19 protein-coding genes and 1 tRNA gene are annotated in these 20,904 nt (G+C 71.3%); 18 read left to right on the top strand and 2 right to left on the bottom strand.

What is annotated here, in order from left to right; all coding sequences use genetic code 11:
- Positions 1–3: 3 nt before the first annotated feature.
- The 17 genes from fmt (at position 4) to pyk (ending at position 19,551) form a co-directional block, all read left to right on the top strand.
- A complete protein-coding gene (fmt, locus tag ACQ143_RS01445) occupies positions 4–942 on the top strand; it encodes a methionyl-tRNA formyltransferase (protein WP_449568944.1) in 939 nt (312 codons plus the stop codon).
- The gene (locus ACQ143_RS01440; RefSeq protein WP_449568943.1) at positions 939–2,294 is read left to right on the top strand and encodes an RsmB/NOP family class I SAM-dependent RNA methyltransferase; all 1,356 of its coding nucleotides are present in this window, start codon (positions 939–941) and stop codon (positions 2,292–2,294) included. The genes fmt and ACQ143_RS01440 overlap by 4 nt, the downstream gene beginning before the upstream one ends.
- Positions 2,295–2,345: 51 nt before the next feature.
- A complete protein-coding gene (gene rpe, locus ACQ143_RS01435; RefSeq protein WP_449568942.1) occupies positions 2,346–3,020 on the top strand; it encodes a ribulose-phosphate 3-epimerase in 675 nt (224 codons plus the stop codon).
- Between the two features lie 45 nt (positions 3,021–3,065).
- Positions 3,066–3,329 (top strand): phosphoribosyl-ATP diphosphatase, encoded by a 264-nt coding sequence (locus ACQ143_RS01430; protein ID WP_449568941.1) that lies wholly within the window; start codon positions 3,066–3,068, stop codon positions 3,327–3,329.
- A 44-nt stretch (positions 3,330–3,373) separates the two neighbouring features.
- Positions 3,374–4,216 carry an ATP phosphoribosyltransferase gene (gene hisG, locus ACQ143_RS01425; RefSeq protein ID WP_449568940.1) on the top strand — a complete coding sequence of 281 codons (843 nt, stop codon included), beginning with the start codon at positions 3,374–3,376 and terminating at the stop codon, positions 4,214–4,216.
- The gene (gene hisF / locus ACQ143_RS01420) at positions 4,216–4,977 is read left to right on the top strand and encodes an imidazole glycerol phosphate synthase subunit HisF (RefSeq protein WP_449568939.1); all 762 of its coding nucleotides are present in this window, start codon (positions 4,216–4,218) and stop codon (positions 4,975–4,977) included. Before hisG ends, hisF begins: the two co-directional genes overlap by 1 nt.
- Positions 4,974–5,324 carry a phosphoribosyl-AMP cyclohydrolase gene (gene hisI / locus ACQ143_RS01415; RefSeq protein ID WP_449568938.1) on the top strand — a complete coding sequence of 117 codons (351 nt, stop codon included), beginning with the start codon at positions 4,974–4,976 and terminating at the stop codon, positions 5,322–5,324. Before hisF ends, hisI begins: the two co-directional genes overlap by 4 nt.
- Positions 5,321–7,201, top strand: coding sequence for a cell wall-binding repeat-containing protein (locus ACQ143_RS01410; protein WP_449568937.1), 1,881 nt, complete (start codon positions 5,321–5,323; stop codon positions 7,199–7,201). Before hisI ends, ACQ143_RS01410 begins: the two co-directional genes overlap by 4 nt.
- Positions 7,202–7,217: 16 nt before the next feature.
- Positions 7,218–7,823, top strand: coding sequence for a Trp biosynthesis-associated membrane protein (locus ACQ143_RS01405; RefSeq protein WP_449568936.1), 606 nt, complete (start codon positions 7,218–7,220; stop codon positions 7,821–7,823).
- 79 nt (positions 7,824–7,902) lie between these two features.
- On the top strand, positions 7,903–8,133 hold the full coding sequence (locus ACQ143_RS01400; RefSeq protein WP_449568935.1) for a DUF6704 family protein: 231 nt from the start codon (positions 7,903–7,905) through the stop codon (positions 8,131–8,133).
- A 1-nt stretch (position 8,134) separates the two neighbouring features.
- Positions 8,135–8,911 carry an indole-3-glycerol phosphate synthase TrpC gene (trpC, locus tag ACQ143_RS01395; RefSeq protein WP_449568934.1) on the top strand — a complete coding sequence of 259 codons (777 nt, stop codon included), beginning with the start codon at positions 8,135–8,137 and terminating at the stop codon, positions 8,909–8,911.
- The gene (gene trpB / locus ACQ143_RS01390; protein ID WP_449568933.1) at positions 8,908–10,167 is read left to right on the top strand and encodes a tryptophan synthase subunit beta; all 1,260 of its coding nucleotides are present in this window, start codon (positions 8,908–8,910) and stop codon (positions 10,165–10,167) included. Before trpC ends, trpB begins: the two co-directional genes overlap by 4 nt.
- Positions 10,164–10,958 carry a tryptophan synthase subunit alpha gene (trpA, locus tag ACQ143_RS01385; RefSeq protein ID WP_449568932.1) on the top strand — a complete coding sequence of 265 codons (795 nt, stop codon included), beginning with the start codon at positions 10,164–10,166 and terminating at the stop codon, positions 10,956–10,958. The genes trpB and trpA overlap by 4 nt, the downstream gene beginning before the upstream one ends.
- 10 nt (positions 10,959–10,968) lie before the next feature.
- The gene (gene lgt, locus ACQ143_RS01380; protein WP_449568931.1) at positions 10,969–11,958 is read left to right on the top strand and encodes a prolipoprotein diacylglyceryl transferase; all 990 of its coding nucleotides are present in this window, start codon (positions 10,969–10,971) and stop codon (positions 11,956–11,958) included.
- A gap of 55 nt (positions 11,959–12,013) precedes the next feature.
- Positions 12,014–16,597, top strand: coding sequence for a glutamate synthase large subunit (gene gltB, locus ACQ143_RS01375; RefSeq protein ID WP_449568930.1), 4,584 nt, complete (start codon positions 12,014–12,016; stop codon positions 16,595–16,597).
- The gene (locus ACQ143_RS01370) at positions 16,590–18,056 is read left to right on the top strand and encodes a glutamate synthase subunit beta (RefSeq protein ID WP_449568929.1); all 1,467 of its coding nucleotides are present in this window, start codon (positions 16,590–16,592) and stop codon (positions 18,054–18,056) included. The genes gltB and ACQ143_RS01370 overlap by 8 nt, the downstream gene beginning before the upstream one ends.
- A gap of 46 nt (positions 18,057–18,102) precedes the next feature.
- Complete coding sequence (gene pyk / locus ACQ143_RS01365) at positions 18,103–19,551, top strand: pyruvate kinase (protein ID WP_449568928.1); 1,449 nt, start codon at positions 18,103–18,105, stop codon at positions 19,549–19,551.
- Between the two features lie 81 nt (positions 19,552–19,632).
- Here pyk and ACQ143_RS01360 read toward each other — a convergent pair.
- Positions 19,633–19,715 (bottom strand) — tRNA-Leu (locus tag ACQ143_RS01360).
- Between the two features lie 57 nt (positions 19,716–19,772).
- Between ACQ143_RS01360 and ACQ143_RS01355 the strand changes: the two genes are divergently transcribed.
- Complete coding sequence (locus tag ACQ143_RS01355; RefSeq protein ID WP_449568927.1) at positions 19,773–20,393, top strand: ANTAR domain-containing response regulator; 621 nt, start codon at positions 19,773–19,775, stop codon at positions 20,391–20,393.
- A 25-nt stretch (positions 20,394–20,418) separates the two neighbouring features.
- Here the strand turns inward: ACQ143_RS01355 and ACQ143_RS01350 are convergent, their stop codons facing one another.
- Positions 20,419–20,853 carry a hotdog fold thioesterase gene (locus ACQ143_RS01350; protein ID WP_449568926.1) on the bottom strand — a complete coding sequence of 145 codons (435 nt, stop codon included), beginning with the start codon at positions 20,851–20,853 and terminating at the stop codon, positions 20,419–20,421.
- Positions 20,854–20,904: the final 51 nt, after the last annotated feature.

Below are 20,904 nucleotides of genomic sequence, written 5' to 3'. Positions count from 1 at the left end.
CCCATGCGCATCGTCTTCGCCGGGACCCCGGCACCGGCCGTCCCGTCGCTGCGCGCCCTGGCATCCACCGCGCACGACCTCGTCGGCGTCGTCACGCGCCGCGACGCGCCGCTGGGCCGCAAGCGCGTGCTCACCCCCTCGCCGGTCGCCGTCGTCGCCGACGAACTGGGGCTGCCCACCGTCAAGGCCGACCGGCTCGACGACGAAGCCACCGCCCGCATCGACGCGCTGCGCCCCGACCTGGGGGTGATCGTCGCCTACGGCGGCCTGGTCCGCGAACCGCTCCTGTCGCTCCCGCGGCACGGCTGGATCAACCTGCACTTCTCGCTCCTTCCCGCCTGGCGCGGTGCCGCCCCGGTGCAGCACGCGCTCATCGCCGGCGACCGGGTCACCGGCGCGAGCGTGTTCCGGCTGGTGCCCGCCCTGGATGCCGGCGACGTGTACGCCGAGGTCCGCTACGACGTGCCGCGCGGCGCGACCGCCGGCGACGTGCTCGACGACCTGGCCGTCGCCGGCGCGGGCCTGCTGACCGAAGTGGTCGACGCCATCGACGCCGGCACCGCCACCGCGACCCCGCAGACCGGCACGCCGACCTTCGCCCCGAAGCTTTCGATCGCCGACGGGGCACTGGACTTCACCGCACCGGCCGACCGCGTCGTCGACCGGTTCCGGGGCACGACCCCCGAGCCCGGGGCGCACACGACCGTCGGCGGACAGCGGCTCAAGGTGCTCGCCGCGCACCGCGGTCCCGATCTGCCGCTGGCTCCCGGTGAGCTGGGCCTGGCCGGGCGCGAGGTGGTCGTCGGCGCCGGCGACGGCACCGTGGCGCTGAAGACCGTGCAGCCGGCCGGCAAGGGCCCCATGTCGGCCGCCGACTGGTGGCGCGGCCTGCGGATGGACGACCCCCGCGTCGATGTGCCCGCTGCCGGAGGCACGGCGTGAATCCGGCGCGCATCGTCGCCTACGAGGTGGTCCGCGCCGTCCACGAGTCGGGCGCCTACGCCAACCTGCTGCTGCCGCGCGAGCTGCGGCAGGCCGGGCTCACCTCCGCCGATGCGGGGCTGGCCACCGAGCTGACCTACGGCACGCTGCGCCGGCAGGGCACGTACGACGCGCTCATCGCCGATGCGGCAGGCCGGTCCATCGAGGCCATCGACCCGCCGGTGCGCGACGCCCTCCGCATCGGCGCCCACCAGCTGCTCGCCACGCGCGTCGCGCCGCACGCCGCGGTGCACGAGACGGTGGAACTCGTCCGCCGCGCGGCGGGCAAGAAGGCGACCGGGTTCGCCAACGCCGTGCTGCGCCGCATCAGCGAGCGCACCGCGGACGAATGGCTGACGCGCATCGAGGCCGCCGCCCGCTCGGACGACGAGCGCCTGGGCCTGCGGCACGCGCACCCGGTCTGGGTCATCCGCGCCGTGCGGCGCGCACTCGCGGCCGAGGGCCGGGCCGAGGAGCTCGAGGCGTTCCTGACCGCCGACAACGCCTCGCCGGCGGTCACCCTCGCCGCGCTGCCGGGCCTTGCCGAGGCGCCCGCGGATGCGCAGCGCACGCCCTACTCGCCGATCGGCTTCCGGCTCCAGGGGGGAGATCCCGAGCAGGTCATCGCCGCGGCCGGCGGTCGCATCCGTGTGCAGGACGAAGGCTCGCAGCTGGCCGCCCTCGCGCTGTCGCGCGCCCGGCCCGTCACCGGCGGCGAGCGCTGGCTCGACCTGTGCGCCGGCCCCGGCGGCAAGACCGCCGTGCTGGCCGCCGAAGCCCTCGCGCACGGCGCCACGCTCGAGGCGAACGAGGTGTCCCCGGTGCGCGCCGGTCTCGTGCGCGCCTCCGTCGAGGGCGTGCCGCTGGAGGTGCCCGTGTCCGAGGAGGACGGCCGGGTGCGCGCCGGCCGCGGGCGCTACGACCGCATCCTCGTCGACGCCCCGTGCACCGGGCTGGGTGCCCTGCGCCGTCGCCCCGAGGCCCGGTGGCGCAAGAGCCCCGCCGACCTCCCGGACCTGACCGCACTGCAGGGGGAGCTGCTCGCCGCGGCCGTCGAGGCGCTCGCCCCGGGCGGCATCGTCGCGTACGTGACCTGCTCCCCGCACCTGGCCGAGACGGCCGGCATCTTCGCCGAGATCCGCCACCGCTTCGGCGACGAGGTCGTCGAGCTCGACGCGCGGGCGACACTGGCATCCGTCGTCGGCGAGAGACTCGACCTGCCCGCACCCGCCGACGGATCGGGCCGCGCCCAGCTGTGGCCGCACCGGCACGGCACCGACGCGATGTCGATCTCGCTCCTGCAGCACCGCTGACCCGCGTCCGGTGCCCGGGTCCGCGGCCCGTCTTGTCAGTAGGCTGGGCCCGTGCCTGCAGACACCCCGCGCATCAACCCGAGCATCCTGGCCGCCGACTTCGTGAACATGCAGGCGGAACTCGCCCGCATCGCGACCGCCGACTTCGTGCACGTCGACGTGATGGACAACCACTTCGTGCCGAATCTGACCTTCGGGCCGCAGATGGTGGAGCGCATCCAGGCGACCAGCCCCGTGCCGCTGGACGTGCACCTCATGATCGAGGACCCCGACCGCTGGGCACCCGGCTACGCCGAGATCGGCGCGGCCTCGGTGACGTTCCACCTCGAGGCGGCGGCCGAGCCGATCGCCCTCGCCCGCCGACTGCGGCAGATCGGCGCGCGTGCCGGCGTGGCCGTCAAGCCGGCCACCGATGTGGAGAGCCTGTTCGATGTGCTGGACGAGTTCGACCAGATCCTGGTCATGACCGTCGAGCCCGGCTTCGGCGGCCAAGGGTTCATGGTCGACATGATGCCCAAGCTCGCCCGGCTGTCGGCCGAGACGCGCCGCCGCGGCTCGCAGGTGTGGCTGCAGGTCGACGGCGGCATCGGCCCGGCCACCATCGGTCAGGCCGCCGAGGCCGGCGCCGACACGTTCGTGGCCGGCTCCGCGGTGTTCGGCGCCGACGACCCCGAGCAGGCCATCGCGGCGCTGCGCGCGGGGGCCGCCGCCGCACACCGGCATTGACCTCCGGCGGCGTCCGTCGGCTCCGGCGACCGGTAGCCTGTCAGGGTGAAGACGTTCGACGGGCTGTTCGCTGAGCTCACCGCCATCGCCGCTGCACGCCCGGAAGGCTCCGGCACGGTCGCGCAGCTCGACCGCGGTGTCCACGCGACCGGCAAGAAGATCGTCGAGGAGGCCGCCGAGGTGTGGATGGCCGCCGAATACCAGTCCGACGCCGAGACGGCGGAGGAGATCTCGCAGCTGCTGTACCACCTGCAGGTGCTGATGGTCGCGAAGGGGCTGACCCTCGAGGACGTGTACCGACATCTCTGATCACGCCCGTTGACCCCCACCGCCACGACACGAAAGCCCGCGACATGCTGCGAATCGCTGTGCCGAACAAGGGATCGCTCGCCGAGACCGCCTCCGAGATGCTGGCCGAGGCCGGGTACACCGGTCGCCGCGACCCCAAGGACCTGCACGTCATCGACCCCGTCAACGAGGTCGAGTTCTTCTACCTGCGCCCCAAGGACATCGCCACCTACGTCGGGTCGGGCGCCCTCGACGTGGGCATCACCGGCCGTGACCTGCTGCTGGACGCGCGGATGCCGGGAGCCCTCGAGATCGAGCAGCTCGGCTTCGGCTCCTCGACGTTCCGCTTCGCGGGGCCCCCCGGACGCTTCAGCGACCTGGCCGACCTCGACGGTGTGCGCGTCGCGACCGCCTACCCGGGCCTGGTCGACGCGTACCTCGACGAGCACGGCGTCGCGGTGGACCTCGTGCCGCTCGACGGCGCCGTCGAGTCGGCCGTCGAGCTCGGCGTGGCCGACGCGGTCGCCGACGTCGTATCGACCGGCACGACGCTGCGCCAGGCCGGCCTGGAGATCTTCGGCCCCGTCCTGTTGGAGTCCGAAGCCGTGCTGATCCGCTCCCCGCAGGAGGCGGACGGCACCGACATCCTGCTCCGGCGTCTGCGCGGCGTCATGGTCGCCCGCCGCTACGTGCTCATCGACTACGACCTGCCGGCCCACCTCGTGGACAAGGCGATCACCATCGCCTCGGGCATCGAGTCGCCCACCATCTCGCCGCTGCGTGACCCCGACTGGGTCGCGGTGCGCGTGATGACCCCCCGCGCGACGGTCAACCAGGTCATGGACTCCCTCTACAAGATCGGGGCCCGGGCGATTCTGGTCACCGCGATCCACAACGCGAGGCTGTGATGACCCTCGCCTGCCGCGTCATCCCGTGCCTGGACGTCGCCGACGGAAAGGTCGTCAAGGGCGTCAACTTCGAGAACCTCCGTGAGATGGGCGACCCGGTCGAACTCGCGCGACGCTACTTCGAGCAGGGCGCCGACGAGCTGACCTTCCTCGACGTCACCGCGACCGTCGACGACCGCGCCACGACCTACGACGTCGTGCGCCGCACGGCCGAAGAGGTGTTCATCCCGCTGACCGTGGGCGGGGGAGTGCGCTCGACCGACGACGTCGCCCGGCTGCTGGGCGTGGGTGCCGACAAGGTCGGGGTCAACTCCGCCGCCATCGCCCGGCCGGAGCTGATCGACGAGATCGCCGACCGGTTCGGCGCCCAGGTGCTCGTGCTTTCCCTCGACGTCAAGCGCGCCCCGGGCACGCCGTCCGGCTTCGCCGTCACCACCCACGGCGGCCGCACCCTCACCTCGCTCGACGCCCTCACCTGGGCACGCGAGGCGATCGAGCGCGGCGCGGGCGAGCTGCTGGTCAACTCCATCGACGCCGACGGCACCAAGGACGGCTTCGACCTCGAGCTGGTGCGTCTCATGCGCGAGGTGTCCTCGGTGCCGGTGATCGCCTCGGGCGGTGCGGGGGATGCCGCGCACTTCGCACCGGCGGTGCACGCGGGCGCCGACGCCGTGCTGGCCGCCTCGGTCTTCCACTCCGGCCAGCTCACCATCGGCGACGTCAAGCAGGCGCTGGCCGCCGAGGGGGTGGAGGTGCGATGACCGCCGACGTGCGCCTCGACCGGGTCGTGTTCAACGCCGACGGCCTCGTGCCCGCCATCATCCAGCAGGAGGGCACCGGCGAGGTGCTCATGCTGGGCTGGATGGACGCCGAGGCCCTGCGCCGCACCCTGACCGAGGGCCGGGTGACCTTCTGGTCGCGGTCGCGGCAGGAGTATTGGCGCAAGGGCGACACCTCGGGGCACGCCCAGTTCGTCAAGGGCGCGCGCCTCGACTGCGACGGCGACACCCTGCTGATCACCGTCGAGCAGATCGGCGCGGCCTGCCACACCGGTGACCGCACCTGCTTCGACGCCGACGACCTGACCCCCGTCGTGGGAGCGCCGTGACGGGACGGCTGCGCCGCGCTCTGAGTACCCTCGCGATCGCGACGGTGGTCGCCGCCGGCACCGTCGCACTGGATGCCGGTGTGGCCACGGCTGCGCCCGGTCAGGTCACCCGGCTCGCCGGCGCGGACCGCTACGAAACGTCGGCGGCCGTGAGCGCCGTCACCTTCGCGCAGGGTGCGCCGGTCGCGTTCATCGCCAGCGGCGAGCTGTTCCCGGACGCGCTGAGCGGTTCGGCGGCCGCCGCCGCCCAGGCCGGTCCGGTGCTGCTGACCACGCCGACAGCGCTGCCGGGGGCGATCACCGACGAACTGGGTCGCCTCCAGCCGCAGCGCATCGTCGTGCTCGGTGGCGAAGGCGCCGTGTCGCCGCAGGTGCACAGCGCCCTCGCCGCCTACACCGCGGGGCCGGTCGAACGGCTCGACGGCAAGGACCGGTACGAGACGTCGGCCCGGGTCAGCGCGGCGACCTTCCGCCCCGGCGCCCCCGTCGCCTTCCTCGCCAGCGGCGAACTGTTCCCCGATGCGCTCAGCGGCGCAGCCCTGGCCGCCCGGCTCGGCGGACCCGTCCTGCTGACGACCGCGCGCGCCGTCCCGGCCACGGTGACGGCGGAACTGCAGCGCCTCAAGCCGCGGCGGCTGATCGTGCTGGGCGGCACCGCGGCGGTCTCGCCGGCCGTCGCCGACGCCGCCGCCCGCGCGGCCGGACGTGCCGCCGACCGGCTGGGCGGCATCGACCGGTATGCGACCTCTGCCGCCATCGCGCAGGAGTTCGGCACGGGCGTCCCCACCGCGTTCCTCGCCAGCGGCGCGACGTTCCCCGACGCGCTGTCGGGCGCGGCCGCCGCCGCGGGAGCGCCGGTGCTGCTGACCCCGCCGACGGCCCTGAGCGAAGCCACCGGCGCGGCGCTGTGGCGACTGTCGCCGACGAAGGTCGTCGTGCTCGGCGGCACGGGCGCGATCTCCGCGGGTGTCGAGACGCTCGTGCAGGACTTCGGGGTCGCCCACCCGGCCGCCTCCGGCGACCGGCTCACCAGCGGTACCGAGCTGAGGCCCGGGTCGTGCCTCACCTCGCGCGATGCGACGACCCGCTTCTGCGTCGCCGGCAACGGAGAGCTCAGCGTCGCCGTCGACGGCGCCGTCACCTGGCGCTCGCGGACGACGACCGCCGATCCCGCAGTGCTGCGGATCCGCGCCGACGGCAACCTCGTCCTGTTCGGCACCACGGGGAAGGTGCGCTGGCAGTCCAGCACGGGCGGAACCGCCGCGGTGCAGCTGCGGGTCGGGGACGACGGCGAGGTGAGTCTGCAGACCGGCCGCGGGGCGATCCGGTGGGCGACGATGACCGGTCGCGACGCACCGATCTGGGGTCTGCCGTTCGAAGCCGGCCAGCGCTGGTCGGCCGGCGGTCCGCACACCTCCCTGGGATCGAACCAGGGCGCGCGCGGCTCCCTCGACTTCGGCCCGTACCGCACCGCATCCGAGCGCGTGGTCACGATCGCCGACGGCACCGTCTACCTGTACCGGTGCGGCAGCAAGAGCTACCTCGGCGTGCAGCACGCGGCCGGGTGGCAGTCGACGTACTACCACCTGGAGAACGAGCAGCGCGACCTCGTCGGCACGACCGTGCCGGCGGGCACCTACCTCGGCGACACCGCCCAGACGCTGCCGTGCGGCGGCGGCTCCACCTTCGAGCACGTGCATCTGACCATCCGCCGCGACGGACAGCCCGTCTCCGTCGAGGGCATGACCTTCGGCGGGTACACGGTGCGCAGTGCCGGCACCGATTTCTCCGGCACCTGGCACGACGCGACCGGCCGGACCGTGCTCACCGCCCGGGGCGGCGCCGCATGCTGCCTGACGGCTCCGACCGGGAAGTGACAGGAAGGTCTTCGCCATGGCATCCCCTCTGCTGACCCGTGCACGCCTGGTCGCCGTGACGGTGCTGCTGGTCGCCGCGGCCGTCGCCCTGATCGGCTCGACGCAGACCTGGCTCGACGTCACGCTGCGGGAGGGCAGCCATCCGGTGCTGGCGGTCGACGGCGCCACCGCGCTGCCGTTGCTGGCGCCCCTCAGTCTGGCGGGCCTTGCCCTGGCACTGGCCCTGTCGATCGTGGGCCGCGCGCTGCGCTGGATCTTCGGCGTGCTCGCGGTGGCGATCGGCGTGACCCTGCTCGTCGGCGCCGTGCAGATCGTGACCGGTCCGCCCGTGTCGGCGTTCGCCGCTACGGTGACCGAGGCGACCGGGCTCAGCGGCTCCGCCACCGTGGCCGGGCTCGTCGAGGAGGTGACCGTGACGCCGTGGCCGACGGTCACCGTCGTCGCCGGGGCCGTGCTCGCACTCGGCGGCGCGTTCACGCTCGCCACCGCGCACACGTGGGGGCGTTCGGGACGACGGTTCCGCACCGACCCGGCCGCCCCGGCGGGCCCGGCCGGCTCCCGACCGCACGACGCGATCGACTCGTGGGACGACCTCAGCCGCGGCGAGGACCCGACGGCGTGACCGGTGCCGCTGCCCGACCGCACACCCCGCTAGACTGGGCCGAGCGGGCATCGTCCGCCTCGGCACGCGAAGGAGAACAATGAGCAACCCCATCGGCGACCCCGGTCACGGACACTCCCCGGCAGCCTGGACGGCCGTCGTGATCATGCTCATCGCGGTGTCCCTGGGCACCCTGTTCTTCTTCCTCGACATGCCCGCCCTGGTGTGGGCCTCGGCCGCACTGCTGGTCGTCGGCCTTCTCGTCGGCTGGGGCATGGCACGCGCCGGGTACGGCGTCGGCGGATCCAAGTACACGCCGAAAGCCCACTGACGTGCTCGCCGACCTGACGGCCGGCGCCGTTCAGGATGCGGAAGAGCGCCGGCTCACCGAGCCGTACGATGCCGTCGAGCGCCGCGCGCTCGCACAGCCGCCCGCCCTCGATGCCCTCGCGGCGCTGGCGCCGGCGGACCGGGTGAAGATCATCGCGGAAGTCAAGCGCGCGAGCCCGTCCCGCGGCGACCTCGCCGCCATCCCCGACCCGGCCCTGCAGGCCACCCGGTACGAACAGGGCGGCGCGTCCGCCATCTCGGTGCTCACCGAGGGCCGCAAGTTCAAAGGCAGCCTCGCCGACCTGGAAGCCGTCCGTGCCGCCGTCTCGCTCCCGGTGCTGCGCAAGGACTTCATCGCCACCGAATACCAGGTGCTCGAGGCGCGCGCCGCAGGCGCCGACATCGTGCTGCTCATCGTGGCCGCCCTCGACCAGGCCCGGCTCACGGCGCTGCACACGCTCGTGGGGGAGCTGGGCATGACCGCGCTGGTCGAGACCCACTCGCTCGACGAAGTGCACCGTGCCGCCGACATCGACGCCCGACTGGTCGGCGTGAACGCGCGCGACCTGTCCACCTTCCAGCTCGACCGCGACCTGTTCGGCCGACTCGTCGAGCACCTGCCGGAGCAGGCCGTCAAGATCGCCGAGTCGGCGGTGCTCGCCCCCGCCGACGTCGCGCACTACCGCGCCGCGGGAGCCGACGTCGTCCTGATCGGCGAGGCACTGGTCACGAGCGACCCCGTCACCACCCTGCAGTCCTTCCTGGAGGCCGGATCATGAGCCTGCGCGACGCCAAGGGACCGTTCTTCGGCGAGTTCGGCGGCCGGTACATGCCCGAGTCGCTCATCGCCGCGATCGACGAACTCACCACCGAGTACGAGGCGGCCATCGCCGATCCCGCCTTCACCGCGGAGCTGTCCGCACTGCTGCACTCCTATGCGGGCCGCCCCTCGGCGATCACCGAGGTGCCCCGGTTCGCCGAGCACGTCGGCGGCGCCCGGGTCTTCCTCAAGCGCGAAGACCTCAACCACACCGGTTCGCACAAGATCAACAATGTGCTCGGCCAGGCGCTGCTGACCAAGCGGCTGGGCAAGACGCGGGTCATCGCCGAGACCGGTGCCGGTCAGCACGGGGTCGCCACGGCCACCGCCGCGGCCCTGTTCGGTCTGGAGTGCACGATCTACATGGGCGAGGTCGACACCCAGCGCCAGGCGCTCAACGTCGCCCGCATGCGACTGCTGGGTGCCGAGGTGGTCGCGGTGACGACCGGCTCGCGCACGCTGAAGGACGCCATCAACGACGCCTACCGCGACTGGGTCGCCAGCGTCGAGACGACCAACTACATCTTCGGCACCGCCGCCGGACCGCACCCGTTCCCGGCGATGGTGCGCGACTTCCAGAAGATCATCGGCGAAGAGGCACGCGCGCAGCTGCTCGAGGAGACCGGACGCCTGCCCGACGCCGTCGTCGCCTGTGTCGGCGGCGGCTCGAACGCCATCGGGATGTTCGACGCCTTCCTCGACGACGAGTCCGTCAAGCTGTACGGCGTCGAGGCCGCCGGTGACGGCGTCGACACCGACAAGCACGCCGCGTCGATCGAACGCGGCCGTCCCGGGGTGCTGCACGGCGCGAAGACCTTCGTGCTGCAGGACGAGGACGGCCAGACCATCGAATCGCACTCGATCTCGGCCGGACTGGACTACCCGGGCGTGGGCCCCGAGCACTCGTGGCTGGCCTCGATCGGACGCGCCGAGTACATCCCGGCCACCGACACCGAGGCCATGGAGGCGCTGCGGCTGCTCAGCCGCACCGAGGGGATCATCCCCGCGATCGAATCGGCGCACGCGCTGGCCGGGGCCCTGCGCCTGGGCCGTGAGCTGGGCCCGGATGCGATCATCGCCGTGTGCCTGTCGGGCCGAGGGGACAAGGACATGGACACCGCCGCACGCTGGTTCCGGCTGTACGACGAGGGCGCCGAGCCCGTCGAGAGCGCCGAGCCCGCTGCCACCGCCAAGGGCGAGGGGACGAAGCTGTGAGCCGCGTCGCCGCCGCCATCGACGCCGCACACGCCGCCGGACGCGGGGCGTTCGTCGGCTACCTGCCGCTGGGCTTCCCCGATCTGGCCACCAGCATCGAAGCCGCCGTCACCCTGGCGGACAACGGCGCGGACGTCATCGAACTCGGTCCGCCGTACTCCGACCCCGTCATGGACGGCACCGTCATCCAGGAGGCCACCCAGGCCGCCCTCGCCGGCGGGTTCCGGCTGCACGACACCTTCACCGCCGTGCGGGAGATCACCGCGCGCACGGACGTGCCCGTGGTCGTCATGACGTACTGGAACCCGGTGCTGCAGTACGGCGTCGACCGCTACGCGGACGACCTGCTCGCCGCCGGGGGAGCGGGGCTGATCACGCCCGACATCACCCCCGAGGCCGCCGGCGAGTGGATCGCCGCGTCCGAGCGCACCGGGCTGGACCGCATCTTCCTGGCCGCACCCACCTCGACCGACGAGCGGCTCGAGATGATCGCCCGGAACACGACCGGGTTCGTGTACGCGGTGTCGACCATGGGCATCACCGGCGAACGCGCCGAGCTGGACGCCGCCGCCCGCACCCTGGTGTCCCGGCTGCGGCAGCACGGAAAGCTGCACGCGTGCGTCGGCATCGGCATCTCCTCACGCGAGCACGTCGAAGGCGTGTGGGAGTACGCCGACGGTGCGATCGTGGGGACGGCGCTGGTGCGCGCACTGCGCGACGGCGGACTGGAACAGCTCGCCGCCACGACGGCCGCACTGGCCGCGTCACCGGCATCCGCCCCGGGCAACTAGACTCGCGGACGTGACTTTCTCCGCACTCCCGGTCATCGCGTCCCTTCCGTCACCGTCGATCAGCTCGTTCCAGATCGGCCCGCTGACGATCCACTTCTACGCGCTGTGCATCCTCACGGGCATCATCGTGGCGGCACTGATGACCAACCACCGCCTCACCAAGCGCGGTGCCGAGCCGTGGGTCGTCATCGACATCTCGCTGCTGGCCGTGCCGCTGGCGATCATCGTCGCCCGGCTGTACCACGTCTTCACGCACTTCGACTTCTACTTCGCCGCCGGAAGGCAGTGGTGGAACCCGTTCGAGCAGGACGCGATCTGGAACGTCTGGGACGGCGGCATCGCCATCTACGGCTCGCTCATCGGCGGCGCCGTCGGCGCGTGGCTGGGCTGCAAGTGGACCGGCATCCGCTTCTGGACCTTCGCCGACGCGCTGGCCCCGGGACTGCTGCTCGCGCAGGCGATCGGACGGTTCGGCAACTGGTTCAACCAGGAGCTGTTCGGCCTGCCCACCGACCTGCCGTGGGGGCTGGAGATCAGCCCCGACAACCCGGCCTTCCCCCCGGGGCTGGCCGACGACACGCTGTTCCACCCGACGTTTGCCTACGAGGTGGTCTGGAACGTGCTGGGCGTACTCGTGCTGCTGTGGGCCGGCCGCAGACTGGGTCTGCAGTGGGGGCGCCTGTTCGGTCTCTACCTGGTCTGGTACAGCGCTGGGCGCATCGTGTGGGAATCGATCCGCATCGACCCCAGCGACATCATCCTGGGCCTGCGCACGAACGTGTGGGCGGCCATCCTCGGTGTCGTGCTGGGCCTGGTCATCATGATGGCCCAGAAGCGCCGGCACCCCGGCATCGAACCGTCACCGTATGTCGCGGGACGTGAGTGGACGCCCGAAGGGGCTGTACAATCGCAGGACACTGACGACTTCGTGGATGTCAGCGAGCCTCCCGCACCCGAGCCGGCGAGCGTCGCAGCCACAAGCAAGGACATCTCGAAGTAATCCACGCAGGGCCGACGACGTCCCCATTGCACGCAACTTCCAGAGGACGGAACGTATGGCCTCGAATCTGAGCCCCGCACTCACCGCCGGTCCGCCGGGCCTGCCCGCCAAGCAGGGCATGTACAACCCCGCGTTCGAGAAGGACGCCTGCGGGCTGGCGATGGTCGCCACCCTGCGCGGCACGCCGGGCCACGACATCGTGTCGCTGGCGCTGACGGCGCTGCGCAACCTCGAACACCGCGGTGCCATCGGCTCCGACGCCGGCACCGGCGACGGCGCGGGAATCCTCACCCAGATGCCGGACGCGTTCCTGCGCGCCGTCGTCGACTTCGAGCTGCCCGCCGTCGGCGAGTACGCCGCGGGCATCGCGTTCCTGCCGCTGGCCGACGATGCGCGCGCCGAGCTGAAGGCCGCCATCGAGAAGCTCGCCGCCGCCGAAGGACTGACCGTCCTCGGCTGGCGTGTCGTGCCCACCGACGAGGCGCAGCTGGGCAAGCTCGCCTACGACGCGCGACCCGCGCTCGAGCAGCTGTTCCTGTCCCGCCCCGCCATCGGCGGTGCGCCGGCGATGTCCGGTGTGGAACTCGACCGCCGTACGTATCGGCTCCGCAAACGCGCCCAGCATGAGTTGGGCGCGTATTTTGTTTCCCTTTCGAGCCGCACTATCGGCTACAAGGGCATGGTCACCACTCTCCAGCTGGAGCCGTTCTACCCGGATCTGCAGGACGAGCGCTTCGCGAGCGAACTGGCCGTCGTGCACTCGCGCTACTCCACGAACACCTTCCCGTCGTGGCCGCTCGCGCAGCCGCTGCGCATGCTCGCGCACAACGGCGAGATCAACACCGTCGGCGGCAACCGCAACTGGATGCGGGCCCGGCAGTCGCAGCTCGAATCCGAACTGCTCGGCGACATCGCCCCGCTGCTGCCGATCTGCACGCCCGGCGCCAGTGACTCCGCCTCGTTCGACGAGGTGCTCGAGCTGCTCACCCTGACCGGGCGGAGCCTGCCGCACGCCATCATGATGATGGTGCCCGAGGCCTACGAGAAGCAGGCCGACATCGCGCCGGACCTGCGCGCGTTCTACGAGTACCACTCGATGCAGATGGAGCCCTGGGACGGGCCGGCCGCCCTCATCTTCACCGACGGCACCGTCGTGGGCGCCACCCTCGACCGCAACGGTCTGCGTCCGGGCCGCTGGACCGAGACCACCGACGGCCTGATCGTCGTGGGCAGCGAGACCGGCGTGCTCGACATCGAACCCGAGCGCATCAAGCGCCGCGGCCGGCTGAGCCCGGGACGCATGTTCCTGGTCGACACGGCGCAGGGCCGCATCATCGAGGACGAGGAGATCAAGGCCGACCTGGCCGCGATGGAGCCCTGGCAGCAGTGGCTGGACGACGGGCGCGTGCGCCTGCGGGATCTGCCCGAGCGGGAGCACATCGTGCACCCGATCGCCTCGATCACCCGTCGTCAGCGCACCTTCGGGTACACCGAGGAGGAAGTGCGGATCCTGCTGACCCCGATGGGGCAGAACGGCACCGAGCCGCTGGGTGCCATGGGCTCGGACACCCCGGTCGCCGTCCTCAGCGACCGCCCGCGCCTGCTGTTCGACTACTTCACCCAGCAGTTCGCGCAGGTCACCAACCCGCCGCTGGACTCCATCCGCGAAGAGGTCGTCACCTCGCTCGGGCTGGGCCTGGGTCCGGAGCGCAACCTGCTTTCGTGGGGACCCGACCACGCGCGCTCGATCACACTGGACTTCCCGGTGATCGACAACGACGAGCTGGCCAAACTCCAGAACATCGACAAGGCGCTGCCCGGGCGGCGGTCGGCCATCATCCGCGGGCTGTACCACTTCGACCAGGGCCCCGACGCACTCGAAGCGCGGCTCGAGGAGATGTACGACGAGGTCGACGCGGCCATCGCCGGCGGCGCCGAGTTCCTCATCCTCAGCGACCGCGACTCCAACAAGGACCTCGTCCCGGTGCCGTCGCTGCTGATGGTCTCCGCCATCCACCATCACCTGATCCGGCGCGAGAACCGCATGAAGGTGGGCCTGGTGGTCGAGGCCGGCGACGTGCGCGAAGTCCACCACGTCGCGACCCTCATCGGCTACGGCGCTTCGGCGGTCAACCCGTATCTGGCCATGGAGACGGTCGAGTACCTCGTGCGTGCCGGGTTCATCACCGGAATCACGCCCGAACGCGCAGTGAAGAACCTCATCTACGCGCTGGGCAAGGGCGTGCTGAAGATCATGTCCAAGATGGGCATCTCGACCGTGTCGTCCTACGCCGGCGCGCAGGTCTTCGAGGCGATCGGCCTGTCGCAGTCGTTCATCGACAAGTACTTCACCGGCACCGAGACCAAGCTCGGCGGCATCGGCATCCGCGAGATCGCCGAGGAGAACCAGGCGCGGCACGACTTCGCCTACCCCGAGGACGCCGCCGCCCGCGCCCACGAGCGGCTGTGGACCGGCGGCGAGTACCAGTGGCGTCGTGACGGCGCGCCGCACCTGTTCACCCCCGACACGGTGTTCCGGCTTCAGCACTCGACGCGCACGCGGCGCTACGACATCTTCCGCGAGTACACGCGGCTGGTCGACGACCAGGCGGCGCAACTGAAGACGCTGCGCGGGCTGTTCGAGCTGCGCACCGGCCAGCGCCCGCCGGTGCCGATCGACGAGGTCGAACCGGTGTCGGAGATCGTGAAGCGCTTCTCGACCGGGGCGATGAGCTACGGCTCGATCTCGAAGGAAGCGCACGAGACCCTCGCGATCGCGATGAACCGTCTGGGCGCCAAGTCCAACACGGGGGAGGGCGGCGAGGACGTCGAGCGCCTGCTGGACCCCGAGCGGCGCAGCGCCATCAAGCAGGTCGCCTCGGGCCGCTTCGGCGTCACCAGCATGTACCTGACGCACGCCGACGACATCCAGATCAAGCTCGCGCAAGGAGCCAAGCCCGGTGAGGGCGGGCAGCTTCCGCCTGCGAAGGTGTACCCGTGGATCGCGCGCACCCGCGGCGGCACGCCCGGTGTGGGTCTCATCTCGCCACCGCCCCACCACGACATCTACTCGATCGAAGACCTCAAGCAGCTCATCTTCGACCTGAAGCGCGCCAACCCGGCCGCCCGCGTGCACGTGAAGCTCGTGAGCCAGTCGGGCATCGGCGCGGTCGCCGCCGGCACTGCGAAGGCCCTCGCCGACGTCATCCTCGTGTCGGGTCACGACGGCGGCACCGGGGCGAGCCCGCTCAACTCGCTCAAGCACGCGGGCACCCCGTGGGAGCTGGGCCTGGCCGAGACGCAGCAGACGCTCATGCTCAACGACATGCGCGACCGCGTCGTCGTGCAGGCCGACGGCCAGCTCAAGACCGGTCGTGACGTGGTCATCGCGGCGCTGCTGGGCGCCGAGGAGTTCGGTTTCGCGACCACCGCGCTGGTGGTCGAGGGCTGCATCATGATGCGCGTGTGTCACCTCGACACCTGCCCCGTCGGCGTGGCCACGCAGAACCCCGTGCTGCGCCGGCGGTTCAGCGGCAAGCCGGAGTTCGTCGTGAACTTCATGGAGTTCATCGCCCAGGAGGTCCGCGAGTACCTCGCCGAGCTCGGCTTCCGGTCGCTCGAGGAGGCGGTCGGCCACAGCGAGCTGCTGGACGTGAACCGGGCGATCGAGCACTGGAAGGCGGACGGGCTCGATCTGACCCCGATCCTGCGCGGCCCCGCCTTCGCGGACGACGTCCCGCGGCGCCACCAGCGCGATCAGGACCACGAGCTCGAGCAGCACTTCGACGTGCCGATCATCGCGCAGGCCCGCGACGTCATCGCCCACGGCGGCCACTTCGCGATCGACCTGCCGATCCGCAACACGGAGCGGGCCGTCGGCACGCTGCTGGGCAACCACGTCACGCGCGCCCACGGCGAGCACGGGCTGCCCTCCGGGTCGATCGAGATCAACCTCACCGGCTCGGCCGGTCAGTCCTTCGGGGCGTTCCTGCCGGCCGGCATCACACTGCGTCTGGAGGGCGACTCCAACGACTACGTCGGCAAGGGCCTGTCCGGCGGGCAGATCGTGGTGCGCCCGCCGCGCGCGGCACGGTTCGACGCGTCGCGCAACGTCATCGCCGGCAATGTGATCGGCTACGGCGCCACGCAGGGCACCATGTTCCTGCGCGGCGTGGTGGGGGAGCGGTTCCTGGTGCGCAACTCGGGCGCCACCGCCGTCGTCGAAGGCGTCGGCGACCACGCCCTGGAGTACATGACCGGAGGGCTGGCCGTCATCCTCGGCAGCACCGGGCGCAACCTGGGCGCCGGGATGTCGGGCGGGACCGCGTACGTGTACCGGCTAAACCGCTACCTCGTCAACCGCGAGGCGCTCGCCAGTGGCGAGCTCGCGCTGACCGAGCTCGGGTCGGGCGACGTCGAGATCCTGCGGGACCTGCTCGCGCAGCACATCGCCGAGACCGATTCGACGCTGGCCGCGCGCCTGCTCGACGACATCGACCTCGAGGCCGCGAACTTCGTCAAGGTCGTGCCGCGCGACTTCGCCGCCGTCATGAACACCCGCCAACAGGCGGCCGCCGAGGGGCTGGACCCCGACAGCGATGTCGTCTGGACCCGCATCCTGGAGGTGACCGGTGGCTGATCCGAAGGGATTCCTGAAGACCACTGAACGCGAACTGCCCCCGCGCCGACCGGTATCGGTGCGCATCATGGACTGGAAGGAAGTGTACGAGCCGGGCGACTCGGCCGTGCTGCGCCGCCAGGCCGGACGCTGTATGGACTGCGGTGTGCCGTTCTGCCACCAGGGGTGCCCGCTGGGCAACCTCATCCCGGAGTGGAACGATCTCATGTGGCGCGGGGAGGGGCGTGCCGCGATCGAACGCCTGCACGCGACGAACAACTTCCCCGAGTTCACCGGGCGCCTGTGTCCGGCGCCGTGTGAGAGCGCGTGCGTGCTCGGCATCAACCAGCCCCCGGTGACCATCAAGCAGATCGAGGTGTCCACCGCCGACGACGCCTGGAGCCACGGCTGGGTCCAGCCGCAGCCGCCGGCCCGGCTCACGGGGAAGACCGTGGCCGTCGTCGGGTCGGGGCCGGCGGGTCTGGCCGCCGCCCAGCAGCTCACCCGCGCCGGTCACACCGTGGCCGTGTACGAACGCGACGACCGCATCGGCGGGCTGCTGCGCTACGGCATCCCGGACTTCAAGATGGAGAAGCGCCTCGTCGAGCAGCGTCTGCGGCAGATGCAGGACGAGGGCACCCGGTTCCGCGCCGGCGTCGAGATCGGGGTCGACATCAGCTGGAGCGATCTGCGCGCCCGCTACGACGCCGTCCTGGTGGCGACCGGGTCGACCGTGCCGCGCGATCTGCCGATCCCCGGCCGCGACCTGGCCGGGGTGCACTTCGCGATGGAGTACCTCGTCGAGTCGAACAAGGCGGTCGCCGGGGACGCGGTGCCCAACCAGATCCACGCCGAGGGCAAGCACGTCGTCGTCATCGGCGGCGGCGACACCGGTGCCGACTGCATCGGCACCGCCCACCGTCACGGCGCACTGAGCGTCACGAACCTCGCCATCGGCGTGCGGCCGCCGGACGAGCGTCCCGAGCACCAGCCCTGGCCCATGGCCCCGCAGGTGTTCGAAGTGCAGTCCGCGCACGAGGAGGGCGGCGAACGCGCCTATCTGGCATCCACCGTCGCCTTCCTCGACAACGGCTCCGGCGAGGTCCGTGCGCTGCGGGTCGCCGAGACCGAGTACGTTGACGGCCGCCGCGTGCCCAAGCCCGGCACCGAGCGGGAGATCCCCGCCGACCTCGTGCTGATCGCCATGGGCTTCACCGGCCCCGAGCGCGACGCGCTGGACGACCAGCTGGGCGTGTCCTTCACCGATCGGGGCGCCCTCGCACGCGACGACCAGTACGCGACGACCCTGCCGGGGCTGTTCGTCGCCGGCGACGCCGGGCGCGGCCAGTCGCTCATCGTCTGGGCCATCGCGGAGGGCCGTGCGGCCGCCGCGGCGATTGACGGGTACCTTATGGGGGAGACCACGTTGCCGGCGCCCGTGCGCCCGCGTGATGTCGCGATCGGCCTCCCGGTCGCCTGACACTCCCTGAGAATCCCAACCCGAATACAGACCGGAGTCAATTGCTGTGAGACGTGCGAAGATCGTCGCCACCCTGGGACCAGCCACCGAGTCCTATGAGATGATCCGGGCGATCATCGAGGCCGGCGTCGATGTCACCCGCTTCAACCTGAGCCACGGCTCGTACGCCGAGCATGAAGCCCGGTTCGCCAACGTGCGCAAGGCGGCCGACGACGCCGGGCGCGCCGTCGCCATCCTCGTCGACCTGCAGGGCCCGAAGATCCGCCTGGGCAAGTTCGCGGACGGACCGCACGAGCTGGCCGTCGGCGACGAGTTCAAGATCACGACCGAGGACATCGCCGGCACCAATGAGATCGTCTCGACGACCTTCAAGGGCCTGCCCGGCGACGTCAAGCCCGGTGACTTCCTGCTGATCGACGACGGCAAGGTGCGTGTCGAGGTCACGGCCGTCGAGGGCCCCGTCGTCACGACGAAGGTCATCGTCGCCGGCGCGGTGTCCAACAACAAGGGCATCAACCTGCCCGGCGTGGCCGTCAACGTGCCGGCGCTGAGCGAGAAGGACGAGGACGACCTGCGCTGGGGTCTGCGCACCGGCGCCGACATCATCGCGCTGTCGTTCGTGCGCAATGCCGCCGACGTCACCCGCGTGCACGAGATCATGGCCGAGGAGGGGCGCAAGATCCCCGTCATCGCCAAGATCGAGAAGCCGCAGGCGGTGGACAACCTCGAGGAGATCATCGACGCGTTCGACGGCATCATGGTCGCCCGCGGCGACCTCGGCGTCGAGCTGCCCCTGGAGGCGGTGCCCCTCGTGCAGAAGCGTGCCGTGGAGCTGTGCCGCCGCATGGCCAAGCCGGTGATCGTGGCCACCCAGATGCTGGAGACCATGATCGAGAACCCGGTGCCCACCCGTGCCGAGACCAGTGACGTGGCCAACGCCGTGCTCGACGGCGCCGACGCGGTCATGCTGTCGGGTGAGACGAGTGTGGGCAAGTACCCGGTCGTCGTCGTCGAGACGATGGCGCGCATCGTCGCCGCGACCGAGGACCACGGGCTGGAGCGCATCAAGCCGGTCACCGCCCGCCCGCGCACGCAGGGCGGCATCATCACTCTGGCCGCGCACGACGTCGCCGAGTTCGTCGAGGCGAAGTACATCTGCATCTTCACCGAGTCCGGCGACACCGCACGTCGGATGTCACGACTGCGCTCGGGCATCCCGATGATGGCATTCGCGGTCGACCCCGCCGTCCGTCGCCGCATGGCGCTCACGTGGGGCGTGCAGTCGACCCTGGTCGAGCACGTCGCCCACACCGACCTCATGTTCCTGCAGGTGGACAAGTTCTTCCTGGGCAACGGCCTGGCCGCCGAAGGCGACACGGTCGTGGTGATCTCCGGTTCCCCTCCCGGGATCATCGGCTCGACCAACGACATCCGCATCCACAAGATCGGCGACGCCGTCAACGGCAAGGCACCGATCTACCAGGATCCGAAGTAGTCGTCCAATGAGAAGAGGGGATGCCGCGTGGCATCCCCTCTTCTCGTTCACGTGCGGCCGAGAGAGGTCGCACACGAAGAGTGCCGGTGGTGGGAGTCGAACCCACACGCCCTTGCGGGCAACCGAGTTTGAGTCGGTCGCGTCTGCCATTCCGCCACACCGGCGCACTGCATCGGGACGCCGTCGCACGCCCGGGATCGACCTTATCGTAGGATTGGGTGGTGACTGAGCAGGAACAGACCCCGGTGCCCGCGGCATCCGCCCCCCGTCGTGTCGTCGTGGCCGAGGACGAATCGCTGATTCGCCTCGACATCGTCGAGATCCTCCGTGACAACGGCTTCGACGTCGTCGGCGAGGCCGGAGACGGCGAGACGGCCGTGCAGCTGGCCACCGAGCTGCGCCCGGACCTCGTGATCATGGACGTGAAGATGCCGGTCCTCGACGGCATCAGCGCTGCCGAGAAGCTCAGCAAGAACCACATCGCCCCGGTCGTGCTGCTGACCGCGTTCAGCCAGAAGGAGCTCGTCGAGCGGGCGACCGAGGCGGGCGCGCTGGCCTATGTCGTCAAGCCGTTCACGCCGAACGACCTGCTGCCGGCGATCGAGATCGCGCTGGCCCGCTATGAGCAGATCATCACGCTCGAGGCCGAGGTCGCCGACATGGTCGAGCGCTTCGAGACGCGCAAGCTCGTCGACCGGGCCAAGGGTCTGCTCAACGAGAAGATGGGTCTGAGCGAGCCCGAAGCCTTCCGCTGGATCCAGAAGGCGTCCATGGACCGTCGCCTCACGATGCAGGACGTCGCCAAGGCCATCATCGAGCAGCTGTCGCCGAAGAAGGGCTGACCGCCGTCGAGGGGGATGCCGGCGCTCAGAGCGGCGGCATGTCCTTGATCATGTTGGTAATGCGGACGGTCGAGCAGCGGCGCCCCTGATCGTCGGAGATGACGATCTCGTGCACCGTCATGGTGCGCCCCAGATGCACCGGCGTGCAGACCCCGGTCACGCGGCCGCGGGTCGCCGAGCGCGTGTGCGTCGCGTTGATGTCGACGCCGACGGCCAGGCGTCCCTCACCGGCGTGGTAGTTCGCATGCATCGACCCGAGGGACTCGCCGAGCACGACGAACGCACCGCCGTGCATGAGGCCCACCGGCTGGGTGTTGCCCTCCACCGGCATCGTGGCCACCGCGCGCTCCCGGCTCAACTCGACCCATTCGAACCCCATGCGGTCGGCCAGTGCGCCGTTGCCGCGCGCGCGGGCCCAGGCGAGGCCGTCGCTGTCTGCAGGGGAGGTCTCGGTGGTCATCTTCCGCCTTCGGAGGGAGCCGGCTCGGGTGTCCTCGCCCCTGACTAGGCT

The sequence above is a fragment of the Microbacterium pollutisoli genome, assembly GCF_053586795.1.
This window is presented reverse-complemented; position numbering and strand designations above follow the sequence as displayed.